Source organism: Paenarthrobacter sp. PAE-2 (assembly GCF_026013155.1).
Classification (GTDB): Bacteria; Actinomycetota; Actinomycetes; order Actinomycetales; family Micrococcaceae; genus Arthrobacter; species Arthrobacter ureafaciens.
The window spans coordinates 88721-107364 of record NZ_JAPDNV010000008.1 but is presented as its reverse complement, the minus strand read 5'-3'; the positions used below and the strand labels follow the sequence as shown (position 1 = coordinate 107364).

Here is an 18644-nt window from a genome sequence, read left to right as displayed (position 1 = left end):
CGGCTCAGACCGAGACAACGAGAGAAGGATGAGGCGAATTATGGGCAACCATAGTGACGGCAGTCCGAACCACTCGGGCACCGTAGCTACGGCTGGTCAGAATGAGGTGGAGAAGTTCCAGGATCCTGGTCTTCCTCCGCATCGTTTGCGCCTGGCTGACACGGACCCGGTAGCCGCGAAGCGCGCCGAGCGTCAGGTAGCCATTCTGTTTGGCATTTCCGTCATCGGAACGCTGGTCTTCCTGGTGGCGTACTTCGCCATCGATCTGGGCGATGACACGAGCATCGCAACGATTCGTACGCAGAACCTGCTTCTGGGTCTGGGAACGGCCTTTGCAATGCTGGGCATCGGCACCGGCATCGTGCACTGGGCCAAAGCCCTGATGCCCGATCACGAAGTCTCGGAAGAGCGCCACGCAATTCGGACCGAGGATGACCGCCAGGCCGCGGTCCGGATCGTCGACGACATCGTCGAGGAAACCGGAATCAAGCGCCGCCCGCTGATCCGCAACACCCTCCTGGGTGCTGTGGCCCTTGCTCCCCTGCCGGCCCTGGCCATCTTCGGCGACCTGGGTCCCCGCCCCGACGACAAGCTCGCACACACCATGTGGGCCCCCGAGGGCGGCAAGCTCAAGCGACTGACCCGCGACCCCGACGGAACCCCGATCAAGGCATCGGATGTCACCATCGGTTCCGCGTTCCACGTGATTCCGGAAGGCCTGAACGAACTCCACGAGGGCAAGCTGAACGAGAAGGCCAAGGCCGTCGTCCTCCTGATGCGCCTCGATCCGAACTCGCTCAACCCGTCACCGGGCCGTGAAAACTGGGGTTACAACGGAATCGTTGCCTACTCCAAGATCTGCACCCACGTTGGTTGCCCCGTTGCTCTCTACGAGCAGCAGACGCACCACCTTCTGTGCCCGTGCCACCAGTCCACATTCGACCTCACGCAGGAATGCAAGGTCATCTTTGGACCGGCAAGCCGTCCGCTTCCCCAGCTGCCGATCGCAGTTGACGCAGAGGGCTACCTCGTCGCCACCAGCGACTTCAAAGAACCTGTAGGACCGAGTTACTGGGAGCGTGACGAGCATGAGCGCCTCATCAACAGCTGAAGCCCCCTTCGTAGCGAAGACCAAGGTAGGACGCTTTACTGACTTTGTTGACCAGCGTGTAGGCGGCTCCGGCATCCTGCGTGAATTTGGCCGCAAGGTCTTTCCGGACCACTGGTCATTCATGTTCGGTGAGGTGGCGCTGTACTCCTTCGTCATCCTGCTGCTTTCCGGAACGTTCCTGACTTTCTTCTTCGACCCCTCCATGGCTGAGACCCACTACCAGGGTTCCTACACGCCGCTGTACAACGTCGAAATGTCCGTCGCATACAACTCCTCCCTGAACATCTCATTCGATGTCCGCGGTGGTTTGTTCATGCGCCAGGTGCACCACTGGGCTGCCCTCCTTTTCGTGGCGTCCCTGGGTGTACACATGCTGCGCGTTTTCTTCACGGGCGCTTTCCGCAAGCCGCGTGAAATGAACTGGGTTGTGGGCGGTGTCCTGTTGATCCTTGCGATGGCAGCAGGCTTCACCGGCTACTCCCTCCCCGATGATCTCCTCTCCGGCAACGGCCTCCGCATCATCGACGGCGTCATCAAGTCCATCCCGGTCATCGGAACGTACATCTCCTTCTTCCTTTTCGGTGGAGAGTTCCCGGGCACGGCAATCATCGGCCGTCTTTACGTGCTCCACATCCTGCTGGTGCCTGCGCTCATCCTCCTGATGATCGTCATCCACCTCTTCATGGTTGTTGTTCACAAGCACACGCAGTACCCCGGCCCCGGCCGTAATGACGGCAACGTCGTCGGCTATCCCCTTGGTCCGGTCTACGCTGCCAAGGCCGGTGGATTCTTCTTCATCGTCTTCGGTGTCGTTGCCCTGATGGCAGCCGCGTTCACTATCAACCCGATCTGGAACTACGGTCCCTACGACCCTTCACCGGTGTCTGCCGGTACCCAGCCTGACTGGTACATCGGATTTGTTGACGGCGCACTCCGACTTATGCCGGGTGTCATCAATGACTTCCACTTCGAGTACGTCATCTTCGGCCACACGCTGACGCTGAACGTCCTGCTGCCGGCCCTGGTACCGGCCGGTATCATCTTCACCGTTCTGTTCATGTACCCGTGGATCGAACGTTGGATCACCAAGGACGATCGTGAGCACCACGTACTCGACCGCCCCCGGAACGCCCCGACCCGTACCGCAATCGGCGTAGCAGGCTTCACCTGGTACTGCGTGATGTGGGCTGCTGCAGGCTCCGACCTCATCGCCACCCACTTCCACGTCTCGCTGAACGATGTCACCTACTGGCTGCGTGCCCTGTTCTTCATCGGACCGGTCATCGCGTTCATCGTGACGAAGCGCATTGCCTTGGCTCTGCAGCGCAAGGATCGCGAAATCGCACTCCACGGCCGCGAGACCGGACGTATCGTGCGACTCCCCCACGGCGAGTTCATCGAAGTGCATGCACCTCTCGACGAATACAAGCGCTACAAGCTCGTTGGCTTCGAGTCCCCTGCACCGATTCCGGCTCAGCCCAACGAGCACGGTGTGGTAACCCGCAAGGAAAAGCGCCGCGCGGCTCTTTCCAAGTGGTTCTTCGAGGACCGCGTTGCCCCGGCGACTCCGGCCGAGCTCGAGGCGGCCCACGCACATGGCCACCACGAGGCCATCGAAGCAGGCGAAGACCAGAAGAGCCTGAGCCACTAGTCAAGGTTCAAAGACAGTAAAAGCGGGCCCGATCCAATGGATCGGGCCCGCTTTTTGCATGCTCGGCCTCATCAGCATCCGAGGCGTTATTGGACGCGATACCCGGAAGAGTAATTCCTGGTTGGACGCACGCCGGGGCGCTGCAATGGTACCCAGAGCTTGTACCGGTCGGCCCGGTAATAGGACACGGAGTAGTCCACCATGGCCCGTGCCACAAACGCGTGGCGCTGGATTTTGAGGAGCGGCGCACCGACGTCGACATTGAGCAGCCTGGCAGTCGACGGTGACGCAGCGGTGGCCTCGATCATGTCCTCGCCCCACTCCATAACGAGCCCGTACCGCTCGCTGAGAACGTTGTAGAGCGACGTTGGTGGTGCCTCGTCAAGGAGGCCAGGCACACGGTGGGCGGGTATGAAGTTCTCATCCACGCTCATGGGCTCGTTGTCAGCAAGAAGCAAGCGCCGAAAGCGCACAAGGGGCGTTCCTTCGTCCAACTGGAGCTCCCTCGCCAGGAAGGCACTGGCGCCAATCTGTTCGAAACTCAGAACCTTGGCTGCCGGCACCATGCCACGGCGCTGCATTTCCTCGCTGTACGAGGTGAGCTTCACCTGCAGGTCCAGCTTGGGCTTCTTGACGAAGGTGCCAAGGCCAACCACCCGCTCCAGCACTTCCTCGCCGACCAGCGCATCGATGGCCTGCCGCACAGTCATTCGAGCCAGGCCAAACCTGAGAGACAGATCCCGCTCGGAAGGAAGCGACGAACCGGGAGGACACGACTCTCCGATGAAGGCCCTGAGGATCTCCCTCAGCTGGATGTAGATGGGCGTACTGCTGGTCCGGTCTATTTCACCGACGATTTTGGCCGCCTCAGGCATGTCCCGTCCCCAAGTTTGTTTGGCTCATAGAACAAGGGTAGATCAACGGCAGCACGGTCTAGACCACTACGGCTATAGGAATGGGCGGGGGACCGAAGACGCGGTTACCCTAGGAATGATCCGTTCCCATCCCGCTCTCCAACAGACCAGCCGGGACCCATTTTAGGAGCAGGCTTGCCCCAGCAGCATTCCTTCGTCGCAGCCGAGATCGGGCTCCACGCCCGAGCAGCTGCCGTCTTTGTCCGGGCCGTCAACGAAACCGGCCTGCCTGTCACCATCCGCAAACCCGACGGCCTCCCCGTCGACGCCCGATCCCTCCTGCAGGTCATGACCGAGGACTTTGCCCACGGCTGCCAGGTGGTCCTGGAAGTGGACCAGGACGAGCTCTCAGGCCATGAATCCTCTCAGGACCTATCCGAGGCTCTGGTGAGGTTGTCAGCCGTCCTGGAGGCCTCCTAGGGCTGCTGGCCCACAGCCACCAAGACCCGCGGGCCTCGCCATCTGGTTAAACAACAAAGGTCCCCACCATCCATGGTGGGGACCTTTGCTGTTGGAAATTGACCTAGTGTGCGTGGTCGCCGCGGCTGTACTCGAAGACCCAACCAATAAGGGCCACGATGGCCAGGCCACCGGCAACGTAAGTCACCCAGAAACCGATAGCCAAGCCGAGGAATCCGCCTGCGCATGCAAGGCCGAGGACCAGCGGCCACCAGCTCCACGGGCTGAAGTGCCCCTGCTCGCCGGCACCCTCGTGGATCTCAGCGTCCGGACGGTCTTCCGGGCGCATGCCGATCCTGCGGCCTGTGAAGCCGAGGTAAGCACCGATCATGCCTGCAAGACCACCCACGAGGAGGATGCCCAGGATACCGACCCATTCGGACCATTCCGTCAGGAATCCGTAAATGATGGTCACGGGGATGAAGAAGAATACTCCTGCTCCGAAGAGCCACGATTCAATTTTCACTTACGCACGTCCTTCTGGTCAGCGTTGCCGAGAATTACGGCTGCCGGGTCCGGAGCCTGGGCAGTGTGGACCTGTGCCAGTTCGGGGTGGTGCAGGTCCAGAGCCGGGCGCTCGGAGCGGATGCGGGGCAGGGAGGTGAAGTTGTGACGGGGCGGCGGGCAGGAAGTTGCCCATTCCAGCGAAGCGCCGAAGCCCCAGGGATCGTCAACCTCAACCTTCTTGTTGCTCCGCCACGTGATGTAGACGTTCCAGAAGAACGGCAGGAGTGACGCACCAAGAACGAAGGACGAGATCGTGGAGAACTGGTTCATCCAGGTGAAGTTGTCCTGCGGCATGTAGTCGGCGTAACGGCGGGGCATGCCTTCAACACCGAGCCAGTGCTGGATGAGGAAGGTGCCGTGGAAGCCAAGGAACAGCAGCCAGAAGTGGATCTTGCCCAGGCGTTCGTTGAGCATCTTTCCAGTCCACTTGGGCCACCAGAAGTAGAAGCCGGCGAACATTGCGAACACCACGGTGCCGAACACGACGTAGTGGAAGTGCGCCACCACGAAGTAGGAGTCCGAAACGTGGAAGTCCAGCGGCGGGGAGGCCAGGATGATGCCCGTGAGGCCACCGAAGAGGAAGGTCACCAGGAACCCGATGCTCCAGAGCATCGGAGTTTCGAACGTGATGGAACCTTGCCAGAGCGTACCGATCCAGTTGAAGAACTTCACGCCGGTGGGTACCGCAATCAGCATCGTCATGAAGGCAAAGAACGGCAGCAGGACCGAACCGGTGACGTACATGTGGTGGGCCCACACCGTTACCGACAATGCGGCAATGGCGATGGTCGCGTACACAAGGCCCTTGTAGCCAAAGATCGGCTTACGGCTGAAGACAGGGAAGATCTCAGAGACGATGCCGAAGAACGGCAGGGCGATGATGTACACCTCGGGGTGTCCGAAGAACCAGAACAGGTGCTGCCAGAGGACAGCGCCACCGTTCTCGGGGTCGAAGATGTGTGCGCCAAAGCGACGGTCAGCACCGAGGGCGAACAGTGCAGCTGCCAGCGGCGGGAATGCCATCAGAACCAGGATTGCCGTCACCAGGGTGTTCCACGTGAAGATCGGCATACGCCACATGGTCATGCCGGGGGCACGCATGCAGATGATGGTGGTGATGAAGTTGACCGCACCAAGGATGGTACCGAAGCCTGACAGTGCGAGGCCGAAGACCCACAGGTCACCGCCCACGCCGGGGCTGAAGGTTGTATTCGACAACGGAGCGTAGGCGAACCAACCGAAGGATGCAGCACCCTGCGGGGTGATGAAGCCGGACACCGCGATGGTGGAACCGAACAGGAAGAACCAGAAAGCCAGGGCGTTCAGTCGCGGGAACGCGACGTCGGGGGCACCGATCTGGAGCGGCATGATGACGTTGGCGAAGCCGGCGAACAGCGGCGTTGCAAACATCAGGAGCATGACCGTGCCATGCATGGTGAACATCTGGTTGTACTGTTCCTTGGTCTGCAGGATCTGCATACCGGGTTCGAACAGTTCAGCACGGATCAGCAGCGCCATGACGCCACCGAGGCAGAAGAACACGAACGAGGCGATCAGGTACATGTACCCGATGGTCTTGTGGTCCGTGGAGGTAATCCAGTTGACGACGATTCGCCCCTTGGATTTAGGAACAACGGGAGTCTCAAGGACCCCGGCGGATTGAGTGTACGTAGCCACTTCGCTCCCTTACTTGGTTGCGTTCAGGTTCGGGTTGCGGTCATATTCCGCACCGAGCAGGCCAGTGTTGCCTTCCTGGCGGAGCTGGTCCATGTGAGCCTTGAACTCAGACTCGGACACAACCTTGACGCGGAAAAGCATTTCGGAGTGGTACTCACCGCAGAGTTCAGCACACTTGCCGTCGAAGGTGCCTTCCTTGGTGGGCGTGAACCGGATGTAGTTGGTCTTACCCGGGATCATGTCGCGCTTCTGAAGGAAGGCGGGGACCCAGAAAGAGTGGATGACATCGCGGGAGTTGAGCTCCAGATCAACGGACTTGTTGACCGGCAAGTACAGGGTGGGGAGCAGTTCCTTGTTGACTTCATTGCCAGTAAGGTGCGCCTGCACGCCGGCTTCGTGAACGTCTTCGGTGATGACCTGGCCCTGCTTGTAGTTGAAGTCCCAAGCCCACTGCTTGCCACGGACATCAACAACGACGTCTGCAGGCTGCGAACGGTCATCGATCGCACGCTGGTCTTGGTCGGTGAAGTAGAAGAACACCAGCACCATGAACAGCGGTATGGTCAAGTAGAAGACCTCGAGCGGCAGGTTGTAGCTGAGCTGCTTCGGGAAACCGGTGGTGCCCTTACGGCGGCGGTAGGCAATGATGCACCAGACCAACAGGCCCCACGTGATAATACCGACTGCCAAGGCGGCGATCCATGAGTTGACCCAGAGGTCCATGATCCGGTCAGTGTGGTTGGTGGTGCCGCGCTCTGTAGGCAGCCAACCCTTCTCTACCTCTGGTGAACATCCGGTCAAAACCAACGCGCCGGCTAGTGCCAAGCCAGTGATCGAAGTGATCTTTATGCGTCGGCTGCCGGTTCGGTTCTGCGAACTCACAGACGGCCCTTCCTCTTGTTGCTGTCTCCCGGCAGGCCGAAGGCCCTCCGGGCACACTAAAAAGTTTTACTACCCGATGTAGAGCTTACCGCTATGAAGCGGTTTTCGCGCACATGTCGGCGCCGTGGCTCCGAACGCGATGAAACGCGACCGGGACGGCGCCGACATGAGGCTGCTAGCTCGGATCAGTGGAACGAATCGCCGCAGGCGCACGAGCCGCCGGCGTTGGGGTTGTCGATGGTGAACCCCTGCTTCGAAATGGTGTCTTCGAAGTCGATGCTCGCTCCGCTGAGGTAAGGAACGCTCATCTTGTCTACTACCACCTCGACGCCGTCGTAGTCACGGACGGCATCGCCATCAAGCAGACGCTCGTCGAAGTAGAGCTGGTAGATCAGACCGGAGCAGCCACCGGGCTGGACTGCAACACGAAGCCGCAGATCGGTGCGCCCTTCCTGCTCGAGGAGGCTGCGGACCTTGCCTGCTGCGACCTCGGTCAGGTTGACCTCGTGCGTGGGAAGCTCATCGCTCGGGGCGAGCTCGGCTCCAGTGCTGTTTTCGTTGGTTGCAGTGCTCATTGGCCTACCTTCTTATAACGCGCTTGGCAGCGGCGCCGGGGACGCAGCCTGCCCTTACCCAATTACGTACGGGTTATAGCTCCATGCTACGTCGCGCGGACGCATAGCTATAACTCCCTGACGTAACCGCGCCATGCACGGACTTGTTCCCGGCGGACCCCACTGGGCGTCCGCCGGGCTTCGCCGGACAAACGTTGCGGCTAGGACCTCAGGCCTTCGACATCCAGGCGTGCAAGCATCAGGGCCTCGGCCAGCACCGCATGGCGGAAATCCTCAATGTGGAGGGACTCATTGGCGCTGTGGGCTCGCGAATCCGGGTCCTCCACGCCTGTCACCAGGATCTGCACCTCGGGATATACCTCCATCAAGTCGGCGATGAAGGGAATGGACCCGCCAATGCCCATCTCCACGGGCTTGACACCCCACGACTCACCCAGCGCCCACAGGGCTACCTGTGCGGCAGCAGAGCCTGTATCCGTTGAGAAGGCATTGCCCCGCTCCCCCGGGGTGAAAGTGACCTTGGCACCGAAGGGAGCATTGGCTTCAAGGTGGGCCTTCAAAGCCTCCATGGCATCGTCGGGGTCCTGGCCCGGTGCGAGCCGCATACTGAATTTGGCCCGGGCTGCCGGGATGAGGGTGTTGGAGGCCACATCCACAGCCGGAACATCCATGCCAATGATGGAGAGCGCGGGTTTCGTCCACAGACGGGAAGCCAGGGTCCCGCTGCCAGCGAGCCGAACGCCGTCGAGCACTGAAGCGTCAGCCCGGTAGTCCTCTTCGGTGAGGTCCACTTTGACGTCGTCCTTGGCTACAAGTCCGGCAACGGCCACAGTGCCGTCGTCGTCATGGAGGGTGGCAATAAGCCTGGCAAGAAGGGTGGGCGCGTCCAGGACGGGACCGCCGAACATTCCCGAGTGCACGGCATGCTCCAGGACCCTTACTTCGAACGTACCGTCGACGAGGCCGCGGAGGCTGGTGGTCAGTGCCGGGACGCCCACTTTCCAGTTGCTGGAATCTGCAACCACAATCACATCGGCACGCAGGAGTTCGCGGTGTTCTTCCAGGAACGTCCGGAAGGTGGGCGAACCGGCTTCTTCCTCTCCTTCGAAGAAGAAGGTCACGCCCAGGCCGAACTCATCGCCGAGGACCTTTACTGCAGCTGCGTATGCAGCCAGATGGGCCATGATGCCGGCCTTGTCATCCGCCGCGCCCCTGCCGTAAAGGCGTCCGTCACGCTCCTCAGCTACAAACGGTTCCGAATCCCACAGTGCGCGGTCTCCCGGCGGCTGGACATCGTGGTGCGCGTACAGCAGGATGGTGGGCTTGCCGTCCCGGGCTTCGCGACGGGCGACGACGGCGGGACCCCCGTTGGTGCCATCGGCCTTGGCCGACCGCAGGATGCGGACGTCCTGCATACCCGCAGTGCGGACCATGGCCGCAACTGCCTCCGCGCTCCGGTCCAGTTCGGCGGGATCGAAGCTGGCCCAGGCAATTCCGGGGATCGCTACGAGTTCCTTAAGTGATGAGATTGTTGCGTCAAAGGCGGCGTTGACGGCCTCGGACAATGCGTGGCCGTCCACTCCGTCGACTGCCGGGGAAGCGACCCCAGTGTGGCCTGCGTTCCCTTGCTGGTTCTGCGGGATCTCCGCGTGTGCTGAAGTCATGCCCCTCACCTTACCGCCGGGGCCTTGCGGCCAACGTAACCTGCGCCACCTGCCCGCGCTGTATTCTTGAGTGGTGTTCGGACGCAAAAAGGAAGAGCCCAGCGCTCAATCAGTAGTAGACCAGGCCCACGCCGCCTCCACGGAGCCGGTTGTCGGAAAGGGCGCCCCTACGCCCAAGCGGAAAGTCCAAGAGGCCGCCCGCAAGCGCCCCCTGGTACCCACCGACCGCAAGGCTTCCAAGGAAGCCGAGCGTGTGGCGATTCAGGACCAGCGCCAAAAGATGCGCCAGGCATTGGACACGGGCGACGAGAAGTACCTGCCGCTGCGGGACAAGGGACCGCAGAAGCGCTTTGTCCGGGACTACGTCGATGCCCGCTTCACGCTGGGCGAGTATCTGATGTTCGGTGCCCTGCTGTTCGTAGTGGTCTCCCTGGTGGTGCCGACCAACAGCGCGCAGATCACCTACGTCCTGGTGGGCTTCTGGATCATGTTCCTGGCCGTGTTCGTTGACGTCTTTATTCTTTCCCGCCAACTCCGCAAGCGCCTGATGGCCAAGTTCGGCGAGGTGGAGCGTGGCAGTGTCTGGTACGGGTGCATGCGCGCACTCCAGTTCCGCAAACTGCGCCTGCCCAAACCGCAGGTCAAGCGCGGACAGTACCCTTCCTAGCGGACCGCCATTAAGACGTGGCCCCGGACCCTGGCAATCAGCCAATGGTCCGGGGCCTTTTCCTTGCCCTGAATTGCTTGCCCCGGATTGCTTGCCCCGAAGCCGCCGGTCTTAGTGGGCGGCCCGCTTGCGGAGCTTTGCGAGATCCCTGTTGATACGGGCAGCCCAGAACGGTCCTTCGTAGAGGAAAGCTGTGTAACCCTGGACCAGCGTCGCTCCGGCGTCAAGACGTTCCTGCACGTCGTTTGCCGTCTGTACGCCGCCGACGGCAATGAGGACAAGCTGGTCCCCCACCGCCTTTTTCAAGCGCCGCAAGACCTCAAGGGACCGCTGCTTCAGGGGGGCTCCGGATAGACCGCCGGCGCCAAGTGCCGCGACCTTGTCCGGATCACTGACCAGGCCTTCCCGCCCGATGGTGGTGTTGGTGGCGATGATGCCGTCAAGCTTCAGGTCAAGCGCCAGCCGTGCGACGTCGTCGATGTCTTCATCACTGAGGTCTGGAGCGATCTTGACCAACAGCGGAACGTGCCTGCCGGCGGCCTCGTCCGCGGCATCGCCGACGGCCCTGAGCAAAGGACGCAGGGTCTCCACGTTCTGGAGCAACCGCAGGCCCGGCGTATTGGGCGAGCTGACATTGACCACCAGGTAATCCGCGGCTGGTGCGAGGCTGCGGGCACTAATCAGGTAGTCCTCGGTTGCGTCGTCCAGTTCCACCACCTTGGTCTTGCCGATGTTGACCCCGATCACCGGCCGGACGCCGGCGTGTACCCGCTGCAGGGCTGCCCGCGCGGACTTGAGCCTGGGGGCCACGGCGGCAGCACCGTCGTTGTTGAAGCCCATCCGGTTGATGACCGCTTTGTCCTCAATTAAACGGAATAGCCGCGGCTTCTCGTTTCCCGGCTGGGCCTGTCCCGTGATGGTGCCCACCTCGACGTGTCCGAACCCAAGCTCGGCGAGAGCCTCAATGCCATGACCCTCTTTGTCGAAACCTGCAGCGAGGCCGAAGGGCGAGGGAAACGTCAGACCCAGCGCCTGAGTGCGGAGGGAGGGATCCGGAGCAGTCAGCTTGGCCAGGATCCGCCCTGCTCCGGTACGGTGCGCCGTCCGGATGGCAGTGAAGCCTATCTTGTGTGCTTTCTCGGCATCCATCCAGGAGAAGGCGAGCTTGAAGAAGGTGGGGTAAACACGCATGTTCCTAGTTTTCCGGTTTCCGCACTGCTCGCCAAACCCATGACCTGCCGGGGCTAGCATGTAGCCATGCCGGTACAGGGAAGCAGCGCACACCAGAATGGGCGGTTCACCGCTGACGTGGTGGTGGTCGGCGCCGGCCTTTCGGGGCTCGTGGCCGCCGCTACCGCCTATGCCGCAGGTAAACGGGTGGCAATTTTCGACCAGGAGCCCGCCGCTTCGCTGGGCGGCCAGGCACCCTGGTCCTTTGGCGGACTCTTTATGGTCGACACGCCGGAACAACGCCGCCTCGGCGTACGGGACAGTACCGAACTTGCCCTCGGCGACTGGATGGCGTCAGCCGCCTTCGACCGGCCCGAAGATGCCATGGCCCGTCAATGGGCCGCAGCCTACGTGGACTTCGCCTCCGGTGAAAAACGCTCATGGCTCCGGAGCCTGGGCGTGGGCTTCTTTCCGCTCGTCCAGTGGGCTGAACGTGGCGGGTACGGGCCACAAGGGCATGGAAATTCCGTTCCGAGGTTCCATGTCGCGTGGGGTACCGGACCCGCCGTCGTCGAGCCTTTCGCGGCCAAGGTGCGTGAAGGCGTGGAAAAGGGCAGGGTGTCCCTTAACTTCCGGCATCGGGCTACGGCCCTCCTGACGTCGTCGGGTAGCGTCACCGGAGTCTGCGGTGACGTTTTGGAACCTACGACGGCGGTCCGCGGCCAGCGTTCGACGCGTACCGTCGTCGGGCACTTCGAAGCCGAGGCGGGCGCGACCGTGGTGACCACCGGGGGCATCGGCGGCAATCACGAGGCCGTCCGCCGGCAGTGGCCGGGCACCCCGCCGAGGGAATTGCTCAGTGGCGTGCCTGCCTCCGTTGACGGGGAGTTCCTGGATGTCGTACAGCGCGTTGGTGCTTCGCTGATCAACGGCGACCGGATGTGGCACTACCCCGAAGGCATTCACAACTACGATCCCGTCTGGCCAAAGCATGGCATCCGTATCCTTCCCGGTCCTTCATCCCTGTGGTTGGACGCCTGCGGAAGGCAACTGCCCGCTCCGCTGTTCCCGGGTTTCGATTCCCAAGGGGCATTACGGCATATCGTGTCCACGGGACACGGGTACTCGTGGTTCGTCTTGAACCGGACCATCGCGCTCAAGGAGCTGGCTCTCTCAGGTTCGGAGCAAAACCCCGACCTGACGGGCAAGGACGTCAGGCTGCTGCTGACGCGTTTGAAGCCCCGGGGCGATACGCCTATTGAGCGCTTCCTTGAGCGCGGTGCAGACTTTGTCCAGGCCGCGTCCGTAGCTGAATTGGCCGGACGGATGAACGACTTGACGGGCTCCGGACTCATCAATGCCGACTCTCTTGGCCGGATGGTGCTGGCAAGGGACCGGCAGGTGGAAAGCGGCCTGGGCAAAGACCCGCAGCTGGCCGCCATTCACGCCGCCCGCAGATTCTCCGTGGACAGGCTCATGAGGGTGGCTCCCCCACACCGCCTGGCGGACCCCGCGCACGGTCCGCTCATTGCCGTCCGCCTCTCGGTCGTTACCCGAAAGAGCCTCGGCGGACTCCAAACGGATCTTCGCTCACGGGTGCTCAATGACGGGGGCCAGACGATCGACGGTCTTTACGCAGCAGGCGAAGCCGCCGGCTTCGGCGGAGGCGGAATACATGGTTACCGCGCTTTGGAAGGAACGTTCCTCGGCGGCTGCCTGTTCAGCGGCCGGGCTGCCGCGCGGGACGCAGCCCTGAATGTCTAAGCTGAAGCCATGGAATGGGCTACAGACATCCTCGGCGCGGACTTCCAGTCCTGCACCATAGAAACATCCGGAGCCGACGGCACCATGCGTCGCGCCACCGTGGTTCGTTACCGCCCGGATTCCCTCGCGGCAGGAACCGGGAAACCGCGCACCGTGCACGGCGCAGTGCTCTTCCTGCACGGCTGGAGCGATTACTTCTTCAACAAGGACCTCGCCAGGTTCTGGGCCCGTTTGGGTTACGAGTTCTACGCGCTCGACATGCACAATCACGGACGCAACCTGGACGAAGCAACCACCGGCGGCTATGTCGCAGACCTTGCGGACTATGATGCCGAGATCACCATGGCCTTGGACATCATCAGGGCGGACCACACCGGCTCGGAACAGCCCGGCATTGCCCTCATGGGCCACTCCACCGGGGGCCTCGTCGCTGCCCTCTGGGCCAGCCGCCACCCCGGCAGCGTCCAGTATCTGATCCTCAACAGCCCTTGGCTGGAGATGCACGGGAACAGGTTTGGACGGCGGGCCGCCCAGGCCATGGTGGCTCCATTGGCCCGGTTCCGCCCCGAGATGGTCCTCCGGCTTCCCGAACGGGGCTTCTACTTCCGGAGTATCAGCATTACCGCCGAAGGAGAGTGGCCGCTGGACGAACGGTACCGGCCACCGTTTGCGTTCCCTGTCCGGGCTGGTTGGCTGCGGGCAGTCCTCGCCGGTCATGCGAAGGTTGACCGCGGGTTGGAACTGGATATTCCCGTGCTGGTGCTGACATCGGCGGCCAGCGCGAACGGCATGGTCTGGCAGGAATCCATGCGCCGTTCGGACGCAGTGCTCGATGTGGACGTCATCGCGGCCAGGGTCATGGCGCTGGGCCGAAGCGTGACCCTGGAAAGGGTAGAAGGCGGGCTGCACGACGTGTTCCTTTCTGCCCCCAAAGTACGGGAAGACGCCTACGCCAGGCTGGCACGCTGGATCCACGGTTACATGGAAACCGGCCCGTCGGAAACTCAGGAGAAGGGAGACACATGACTACCACGGGGGAAGCTGTTGCGACGTGGCAGCCGGACTTTTTGGGCTACGGATACGAACGCCTCGATCTTCCTTTGACACCGGACGAGGAGGGCGAGGTCAAAGCCACGCTCGTCCGGCATCATCCTGCGCCCGCATCCCCGGCCCCGCACGGCCTCCTCGACTATTTGTCCTCATTCGCCAAGCGTCGCCGCCGCCACGTTCCTGCCGACCCGTCCGGAGCACCACGGGCCGTGCTTTATCTGCACGGCTGGGCGGACTATTTCCTGCAGACTGAGCTCGCCGAGTACCTGACCGCTTCCGGCTTCCACTTCTATGCAGTGGACCTCCGCAAGTTCGGGCGCAGCCTTCTACCCGGGCAGACTCCTGGATACACAGCTGACCTTGCCGTCTACGACGAAGACCTGGACGTTGCGTTGGCCGCCATTGAACGCGACATAGCCGAGCGCACCGGAGACACGGCGCCGCCAACGATCCATGTGTTGGCCCACAGCCTGGGCGGCCTCATAGCTTCCCTGTGGGCGGACCGTAATCCCGGACGGATTGGCACATTGGTGCTGAATTCCCCGTGGCTGGAACTACAAGGCAGCAGCCTGGTCCGCAGCGTGGCCGTGCATCTCATCGAGCCTTTTGCACGCACTGACCCCAAGCGCCCCTTCCGGTTTCCGGACATGCCCGCCTATTGGGAAAGTGTCAGCAGCGAAGCCCACGGTGAGTGGTCACTCGATCCCGTGTGGCGGCCACGAACGTCATTCCCCATCCGCGCCGGTTGGACCAAGGCAGTCCTGGCGGGCCACAGCGCTGTTGAACGCAAGCTCAACATCGACTCACCCGTCCTGGTGCTGTTGTCCGGGCGAACCAGGATCCAGGCCGAATGGACAGCAGACCTCATGCGGGCGGACGCGGTGATCGATGTTGAAGAGACGGCCAGACGCGCGTTGGGGCTGGGCCGTCGAACCGCCGTCTTCCGGTACCCGGGTGCGTTGCATGACGTGTTCCTCTCCCGCAGGAGCGTGCGGGAACAGGCCTACCGGGACGTAGCGGTGTGGCTTCAGTCCTACCCCTATTGAGGCCCGGCGGCGTTAGGGCCCGACGGCGACATGAGGACTCCGCGGAAGAAGCACGCCTGCGCTATTTAGCCGCAGGTGCCGCGTCCACCGCTCCCCCGTAGCGCCGGTCGCGCTTGGCATAGATTTCGACGGCGTCCCACAGCGTGCGCCGGTCAACATCGGGCCAAAGAGTATCCATGAAGACAAACTCGGCATAAGCGGACTGCCACAAGAGGAAGTTCGAAAGGCGCTGCTCACCTGAACTGCGCAGGAAGAGGTCCACATCCGGGAGATCGGGTTCATCCAAGTACTTCTGGATGGTCCGCTCATTCACGGATCCCGGCTTGAGCACGCCGAACGCAACATCGTGTGCGATGGCCGAGACGGCGTCCGCGATTTCCGCGCGGCCACCGTAATTAACACACATGGTCAACGTGCAGGTGTCGTTGGCGCGGGTGTACTCCTCGGCCTCTTCAAGCTCCCGGATCACCGAGCCCCACAGCTTGGGCCGGCGACCCGCCCAGCGGATCCGCACACCCCATTCGTCCAGTTGGTTCCGCTGCCGGCGCAGCACGTCCTTGTTAAAACCCATGAGGAAGCGAACTTCCTCCGGTGACCTCCGCCAGTTCTCCGTCGAAAAAGCGTAGACACTCACATACTTGATTCCGAGCTCGATGGCTCCGGCCATGACATCCAACAGGGCCGGCTCGCCGGCTTTGTGTCCTTCGATGCGGGGCAGGCCCCGCTGGTTGGCCCACCGGCCGTTGCCGTCCATGACGATCGCCACGTGCTGTGGGATGAGTTCCCGGGGAATGTCGGGAGGGAGCGCGCCGGAAGGATGCTTGTAAGGGGGAACCACAGGCGCGGTCCGTGCTGCAATCCTGCTTTTCTTTCCAAGTGCCACTGTCAGCTTCGCTCCACGTGTTTGAGGGATTTAACGGCACGCTCCAGATGCCATTGCAGGTAACTGGCCACCAACCCGGCGGCCTCCCGGCGATGCCGCAGATCCGATTCATCGGCAACAGCCCAGTCTCCGGTCAGGAGGGCCGCCAGCAATACCACAGTCTCCGGTGCCGGCGCCGGCGAACCCGGCGGACGACAGTCTCCGCACACCATGCCGCCCAAAGGGGCCGAGAAAGCCGTGTGCGGGCCGGGCCTGCCGCAGCGGGAGCAATCGGTAAAGCTCGGCGCCCATCCGCCCGTGGCCAGGGCCCGCAAAAGGTATGAATCCAGGATCAGTTCCGGCGGATGATCCGATCGGCTCAACGCCGCCAGGGCGCCCACCAGCAGGTTGTATTGGGCCGTGCCGGACTCAGCGTCGGCGTCGGTCAGTTTTTCCGCGGTCTCCGTCATGGCTGCCGCCACAGTAAAGCGGCTGTAGTCGGCGGCAATGCTGCTTCCGTAAGCGCCCTTCGCCACTGCCTGGGTCACGATGTCCAGGGTCCGGCCGGAGACCAGTTGCAGGTCTGCCACCATGAACGGTTCCAAGCGTGCGCCGAACCGGCTGCTTGTCCTGCGGACGCCCTTGGCAACGGCACGGACTTGTCCGTGGTGTTTGGTCAGCAAGGTGATGATGCGATCAGCCTCACCGAGCTTATGGGTGCGGAGCACCACGGCATCGTCCCGGTAGGAACGGGCTGCGAACGAGGACTGATTGGCCACACCCTATCTTCGCACCGACACGGCTGCGGGGAGACCACCGGGCCGTGCAGCGGATGTATTTCCCATCACTGCACGGCCCCGGAGCCTAGGCCTGGGCGTCCCGGACGGCCCTGTTGACTGCTGAAATCAAGGCCTTCAGGGATGACGTGGTGGTGCTGGGATCGATACCGACGCCCCACAGAACCCGATCCCCCACGGCGCATTCAACATAAGCTGCAGCACTGGCGCTGCCGCCCTCGGACAGTGCGTGTTCGCTGTAGTCCAGGACGCGCACGTCAACGCCGTCCTGGTGCAGGATGTCCAGCAAGGCCGCGATCGGACCGTTGCCGTGCCCGGTGCGGCGGACCTCGGCGCCTTCAATGCGGAGGTTCGCAGTCATGGTCATGGCGCCGGACTCGTCTGTCTCCGTGCTGACGCTGCCCAGGGAATAACGGCCCCACTGTGCCTGCTCCTCTTCCGAGGGCAGGTATTCGTCCTGGAAAATCTGCCAGAGCTGGGCTCCGCTGACTTCTCCGCCCACAGCATCCGTCCGGCGTTGGATGACGCCGGAGAATTCGATCTGTGCCCGGCGCGGCAGGTCGAGGTTGTGCTCATTTTTCAGCAGGTAGGCCACGCCTCCCTTGCCCGACTGGGAGTTGACCCTGATGACGGCTTCGTAGCTGCGGCCCAGGTCCTTGGGATCGATGGGCAGGTACGGTACCTGCCACGTGAAGTCACTGACGGGTACGCCGGCTGCCGCGGCGTCCTTCTCCAGCGCCTCGAAGCCCTTCTTGATGGCGTCCTGGTGCGACCCGGAGAAGGCCGTGAACACGAGGTCTCCACCGTAGGGAGAACGCTCCGGCACGGGCAGCTGGTTGCAGTACTCCACCGTCCGGCGGACCTCATCGATGTCCGAGAAATCGATCATGGGATCGACTCCTTGGACGAACATGTTCAGGCCCAGGGTCACCAGGTCCACGTTGCCGGTCCGCTCACCGTTGCCAAACAGGCAACCCTCAATCCGGTCTGCTCCGGCCAGGTAACCGAGTTCCGCCGCAGCTACGCCGGTGCCGCGGTCGTTGTGCGGGTGCAGGGAGATAATGATGCCTTCGCGCGGGTGGAGGTTCCTGTCCATCCATTCAATGGAGTCCGCGTAGACGTTGGGGGTGGCCATCTCCACCGTCGCGGGCAGGTTAATGATGACCTGCTTGTCGGCGGATGCCTCAAAGACATCGGCGACGGCGTTGCACACACGCGCGGCGTACTCGAGTTCGGTTCCGGTGAAGGACTCCGGCGAATACTCGTAAGTGATGTGGGTATCGGTGAGGGTTTCCTCATACTTCTTGCACAACCTCGCGCCCTGGAGGGCGATGTCCAGGATTCCGTCCTCATCCTGGTTGAAGACCACCCTGCGCTGCAGGACCGACGTCGAGTTGTAGAGGTGGACGATCGCTTGCTTTGCGCCTACCAAAGACTCATACGTGCGTTCGATCAGGTGTTCGCGTGCCTGGGTCAGGACCTGGATGGTGACGTCATCCGGGATATGGCCGCCCTCGATCAGCTGACGGACAAAATCGAAGTCTGTCTGCGAAGCTGACGGGAAACCGACCTCGATCTCCTTGAAGCCCATCTTCACCAGCAGCTGGAACATCTTCAGCTTGCGTGCGGGGCTCATGGGATCGATCAGCGCCTGGTTGCCGTCACGGAGGTCTACTGCACACCAACGCGGGGCCTTGGTGATGACCTTGTCCGGCCACGTGCGGTCGGGAACCTCAACCTTGATTTGGTCCTGGAACGGAATGTAGCGGTGGACGGGCATTCCGGACGGCTTTTGTGCATTACGCATGACGTGTGGCCTTTTCTTTCTGTAAGAACTAAGTGAAAGCT

Annotated in this window: 17 protein-coding genes; 7 read left to right on the top strand and 10 right to left on the bottom strand. The window is 62.3% G+C overall.

Annotated features, from left to right (window positions below):
* Positions 1 to 40 precede the first annotated feature (40 nt).
* Entirely contained in the window at positions 41 to 1111 is a 1071-nt protein-coding gene (locus OCL88_RS07160; RefSeq protein ID WP_021470543.1) for a ubiquinol-cytochrome c reductase iron-sulfur subunit, read from the top strand.
* Positions 1089 to 2762 carry a cytochrome b gene (locus OCL88_RS07155; RefSeq protein WP_021470544.1) on the top strand — a complete coding sequence of 558 codons (1674 nt, stop codon included), beginning with the start codon at positions 1089 to 1091 and terminating at the stop codon, positions 2760 to 2762. Before OCL88_RS07160 ends, OCL88_RS07155 begins: the two co-directional genes overlap by 23 nt.
* 86 nt (positions 2763 to 2848) lie before the next feature.
* Here OCL88_RS07155 and OCL88_RS07150 read toward each other — a convergent pair whose 3' ends face one another.
* The gene (locus OCL88_RS07150; protein WP_166184375.1) at positions 2849 to 3637 is read right to left on the bottom strand and encodes a GntR family transcriptional regulator; all 789 of its coding nucleotides are present in this window, start codon (positions 3635 to 3637) and stop codon (positions 2849 to 2851) included.
* A gap of 174 nt (positions 3638 to 3811) precedes the next feature.
* On the opposite strand from OCL88_RS07150, the gene OCL88_RS07145 reads away from it, so the two are divergent.
* The gene (locus tag OCL88_RS07145) at positions 3812 to 4096 is read left to right on the top strand and encodes an HPr family phosphocarrier protein (protein WP_264962038.1); all 285 of its coding nucleotides are present in this window, start codon (positions 3812 to 3814) and stop codon (positions 4094 to 4096) included.
* A gap of 103 nt (positions 4097 to 4199) precedes the next feature.
* Here OCL88_RS07145 and OCL88_RS07140 read toward each other — a convergent pair whose 3' ends face one another.
* The 5 genes from OCL88_RS07140 to OCL88_RS07120 form a co-directional block, all read right to left on the bottom strand.
* On the bottom strand, positions 4200 to 4601 hold the full coding sequence (locus OCL88_RS07140) for a cytochrome c oxidase subunit 4 (RefSeq protein ID WP_021470547.1): 402 nt from the start codon (positions 4599 to 4601) through the stop codon (positions 4200 to 4202).
* Complete coding sequence (gene ctaD / locus OCL88_RS07135; protein ID WP_021470548.1) at positions 4598 to 6319, bottom strand: cytochrome c oxidase subunit I; 1722 nt, start codon at positions 6317 to 6319, stop codon at positions 4598 to 4600. Before ctaD ends, OCL88_RS07140 begins: the two co-directional genes overlap by 4 nt.
* 9 nt (positions 6320 to 6328) lie before the next feature.
* A complete protein-coding gene (gene coxB / locus OCL88_RS07130; protein ID WP_021470549.1) occupies positions 6329 to 7201 on the bottom strand; it encodes a cytochrome c oxidase subunit II in 873 nt (290 codons plus the stop codon).
* 185 nt (positions 7202 to 7386) lie between these two features.
* A complete protein-coding gene (locus tag OCL88_RS07125; protein WP_021470550.1) occupies positions 7387 to 7776 on the bottom strand; it encodes a HesB/IscA family protein in 390 nt (129 codons plus the stop codon).
* A gap of 200 nt (positions 7777 to 7976) precedes the next feature.
* A complete protein-coding gene (locus OCL88_RS07120) occupies positions 7977 to 9440 on the bottom strand; it encodes a dipeptidase (RefSeq protein WP_264962037.1) in 1464 nt (487 codons plus the stop codon).
* A gap of 73 nt (positions 9441 to 9513) precedes the next feature.
* On the opposite strand from OCL88_RS07120, the gene OCL88_RS07115 reads away from it, so the two are divergent.
* The gene (locus OCL88_RS07115) at positions 9514 to 10107 is read left to right on the top strand and encodes a DUF3043 domain-containing protein (RefSeq protein ID WP_021470552.1); all 594 of its coding nucleotides are present in this window, start codon (positions 9514 to 9516) and stop codon (positions 10105 to 10107) included.
* 111 nt (positions 10108 to 10218) lie between these two features.
* Here OCL88_RS07115 and OCL88_RS07110 read toward each other — a convergent pair whose 3' ends face one another.
* On the bottom strand, positions 10219 to 11298 hold the full coding sequence (locus OCL88_RS07110; protein WP_264962036.1) for a quinone-dependent dihydroorotate dehydrogenase: 1080 nt from the start codon (positions 11296 to 11298) through the stop codon (positions 10219 to 10221).
* A gap of 66 nt (positions 11299 to 11364) precedes the next feature.
* Here OCL88_RS07110 and OCL88_RS07105 point away from each other — a divergent pair, with 66 nt between their 5' ends.
* Genes OCL88_RS07105 through OCL88_RS07095 form a run of 3 tightly spaced genes read left to right on the top strand, consistent with a single transcriptional unit; the run spans position 11365 to position 15137 of the window.
* Complete coding sequence (locus OCL88_RS07105) at positions 11365 to 13041, top strand: FAD-binding dehydrogenase (RefSeq protein ID WP_264962035.1); 1677 nt, start codon at positions 11365 to 11367, stop codon at positions 13039 to 13041.
* A gap of 9 nt (positions 13042 to 13050) precedes the next feature.
* Complete coding sequence (locus OCL88_RS07100) at positions 13051 to 14067, top strand: alpha/beta hydrolase (RefSeq protein WP_264962034.1); 1017 nt, start codon at positions 13051 to 13053, stop codon at positions 14065 to 14067.
* On the top strand, positions 14064 to 15137 hold the full coding sequence (locus OCL88_RS07095; RefSeq protein ID WP_166184386.1) for an alpha/beta hydrolase: 1074 nt from the start codon (positions 14064 to 14066) through the stop codon (positions 15135 to 15137). Before OCL88_RS07100 ends, OCL88_RS07095 begins: the two co-directional genes overlap by 4 nt.
* 61 nt (positions 15138 to 15198) lie before the next feature.
* On the opposite strand, the gene OCL88_RS07090 is transcribed toward OCL88_RS07095, so the two are convergent.
* The 3 genes from OCL88_RS07090 to leuA all read right to left on the bottom strand — a co-directional run bounded on the left by OCL88_RS07090 (position 15199) and on the right by leuA (position 18603).
* Positions 15199 to 16020, bottom strand: coding sequence for an isoprenyl transferase (locus tag OCL88_RS07090; RefSeq protein ID WP_264962033.1), 822 nt, complete (start codon positions 16018 to 16020; stop codon positions 15199 to 15201).
* A gap of 2 nt (positions 16021 to 16022) precedes the next feature.
* The gene (gene recO / locus OCL88_RS07085) at positions 16023 to 16778 is read right to left on the bottom strand and encodes a DNA repair protein RecO (RefSeq protein WP_021470558.1); all 756 of its coding nucleotides are present in this window, start codon (positions 16776 to 16778) and stop codon (positions 16023 to 16025) included.
* Between the two features lie 85 nt (positions 16779 to 16863).
* On the bottom strand, positions 16864 to 18603 hold the full coding sequence (leuA, locus tag OCL88_RS07080) for a 2-isopropylmalate synthase (protein WP_264962032.1): 1740 nt from the start codon (positions 18601 to 18603) through the stop codon (positions 16864 to 16866).
* Between the last annotated feature and the right edge of the window lie 41 nt (positions 18604 to 18644).

What these genes read in the sequence shown, in the direction of transcription:
- OCL88_RS07160 (WP_021470543.1), top strand. Translation starts at nt 41, where the DNA reads ATGGGCAACCATAGTGACGGCAGTCCGAACCACTCGGGCACCGTAGCT.
- OCL88_RS07155 (WP_021470544.1), top strand. Translation starts at nt 1,089, where the DNA reads ATGAGCGCCTCATCAACAGCTGAAGCCCCCTTCGTAGCGAAGACCAAG.
- OCL88_RS07150 (WP_166184375.1), bottom strand. Translation starts at nt 3,637, where the DNA reads ATGCCTGAGGCGGCCAAAATCGTCGGTGAAATAGACCGGACCAGCAGT.
- OCL88_RS07125 (WP_021470550.1), bottom strand. Translation starts at nt 7,776, where the DNA reads ATGAGCACTGCAACCAACGAAAACAGCACTGGAGCCGAGCTCGCCCCG.
- OCL88_RS07120 (WP_264962037.1), bottom strand. Translation starts at nt 9,440, where the DNA reads ATGACTTCAGCACACGCGGAGATCCCGCAGAACCAGCAAGGGAACGCA.
- OCL88_RS07110 (WP_264962036.1), bottom strand. Translation starts at nt 11,298, where the DNA reads ATGCGTGTTTACCCCACCTTCTTCAAGCTCGCCTTCTCCTGGATGGAT.
- OCL88_RS07105 (WP_264962035.1), top strand. Translation starts at nt 11,365, where the DNA reads ATGCCGGTACAGGGAAGCAGCGCACACCAGAATGGGCGGTTCACCGCT.
- OCL88_RS07100 (WP_264962034.1), top strand. Translation starts at nt 13,051, where the DNA reads ATGGAATGGGCTACAGACATCCTCGGCGCGGACTTCCAGTCCTGCACC.
- OCL88_RS07095 (WP_166184386.1), top strand. Translation starts at nt 14,064, where the DNA reads ATGACTACCACGGGGGAAGCTGTTGCGACGTGGCAGCCGGACTTTTTG.
- leuA (WP_264962032.1), bottom strand. Translation starts at nt 18,603, where the DNA reads ATGCGTAATGCACAAAAGCCGTCCGGAATGCCCGTCCACCGCTACATT.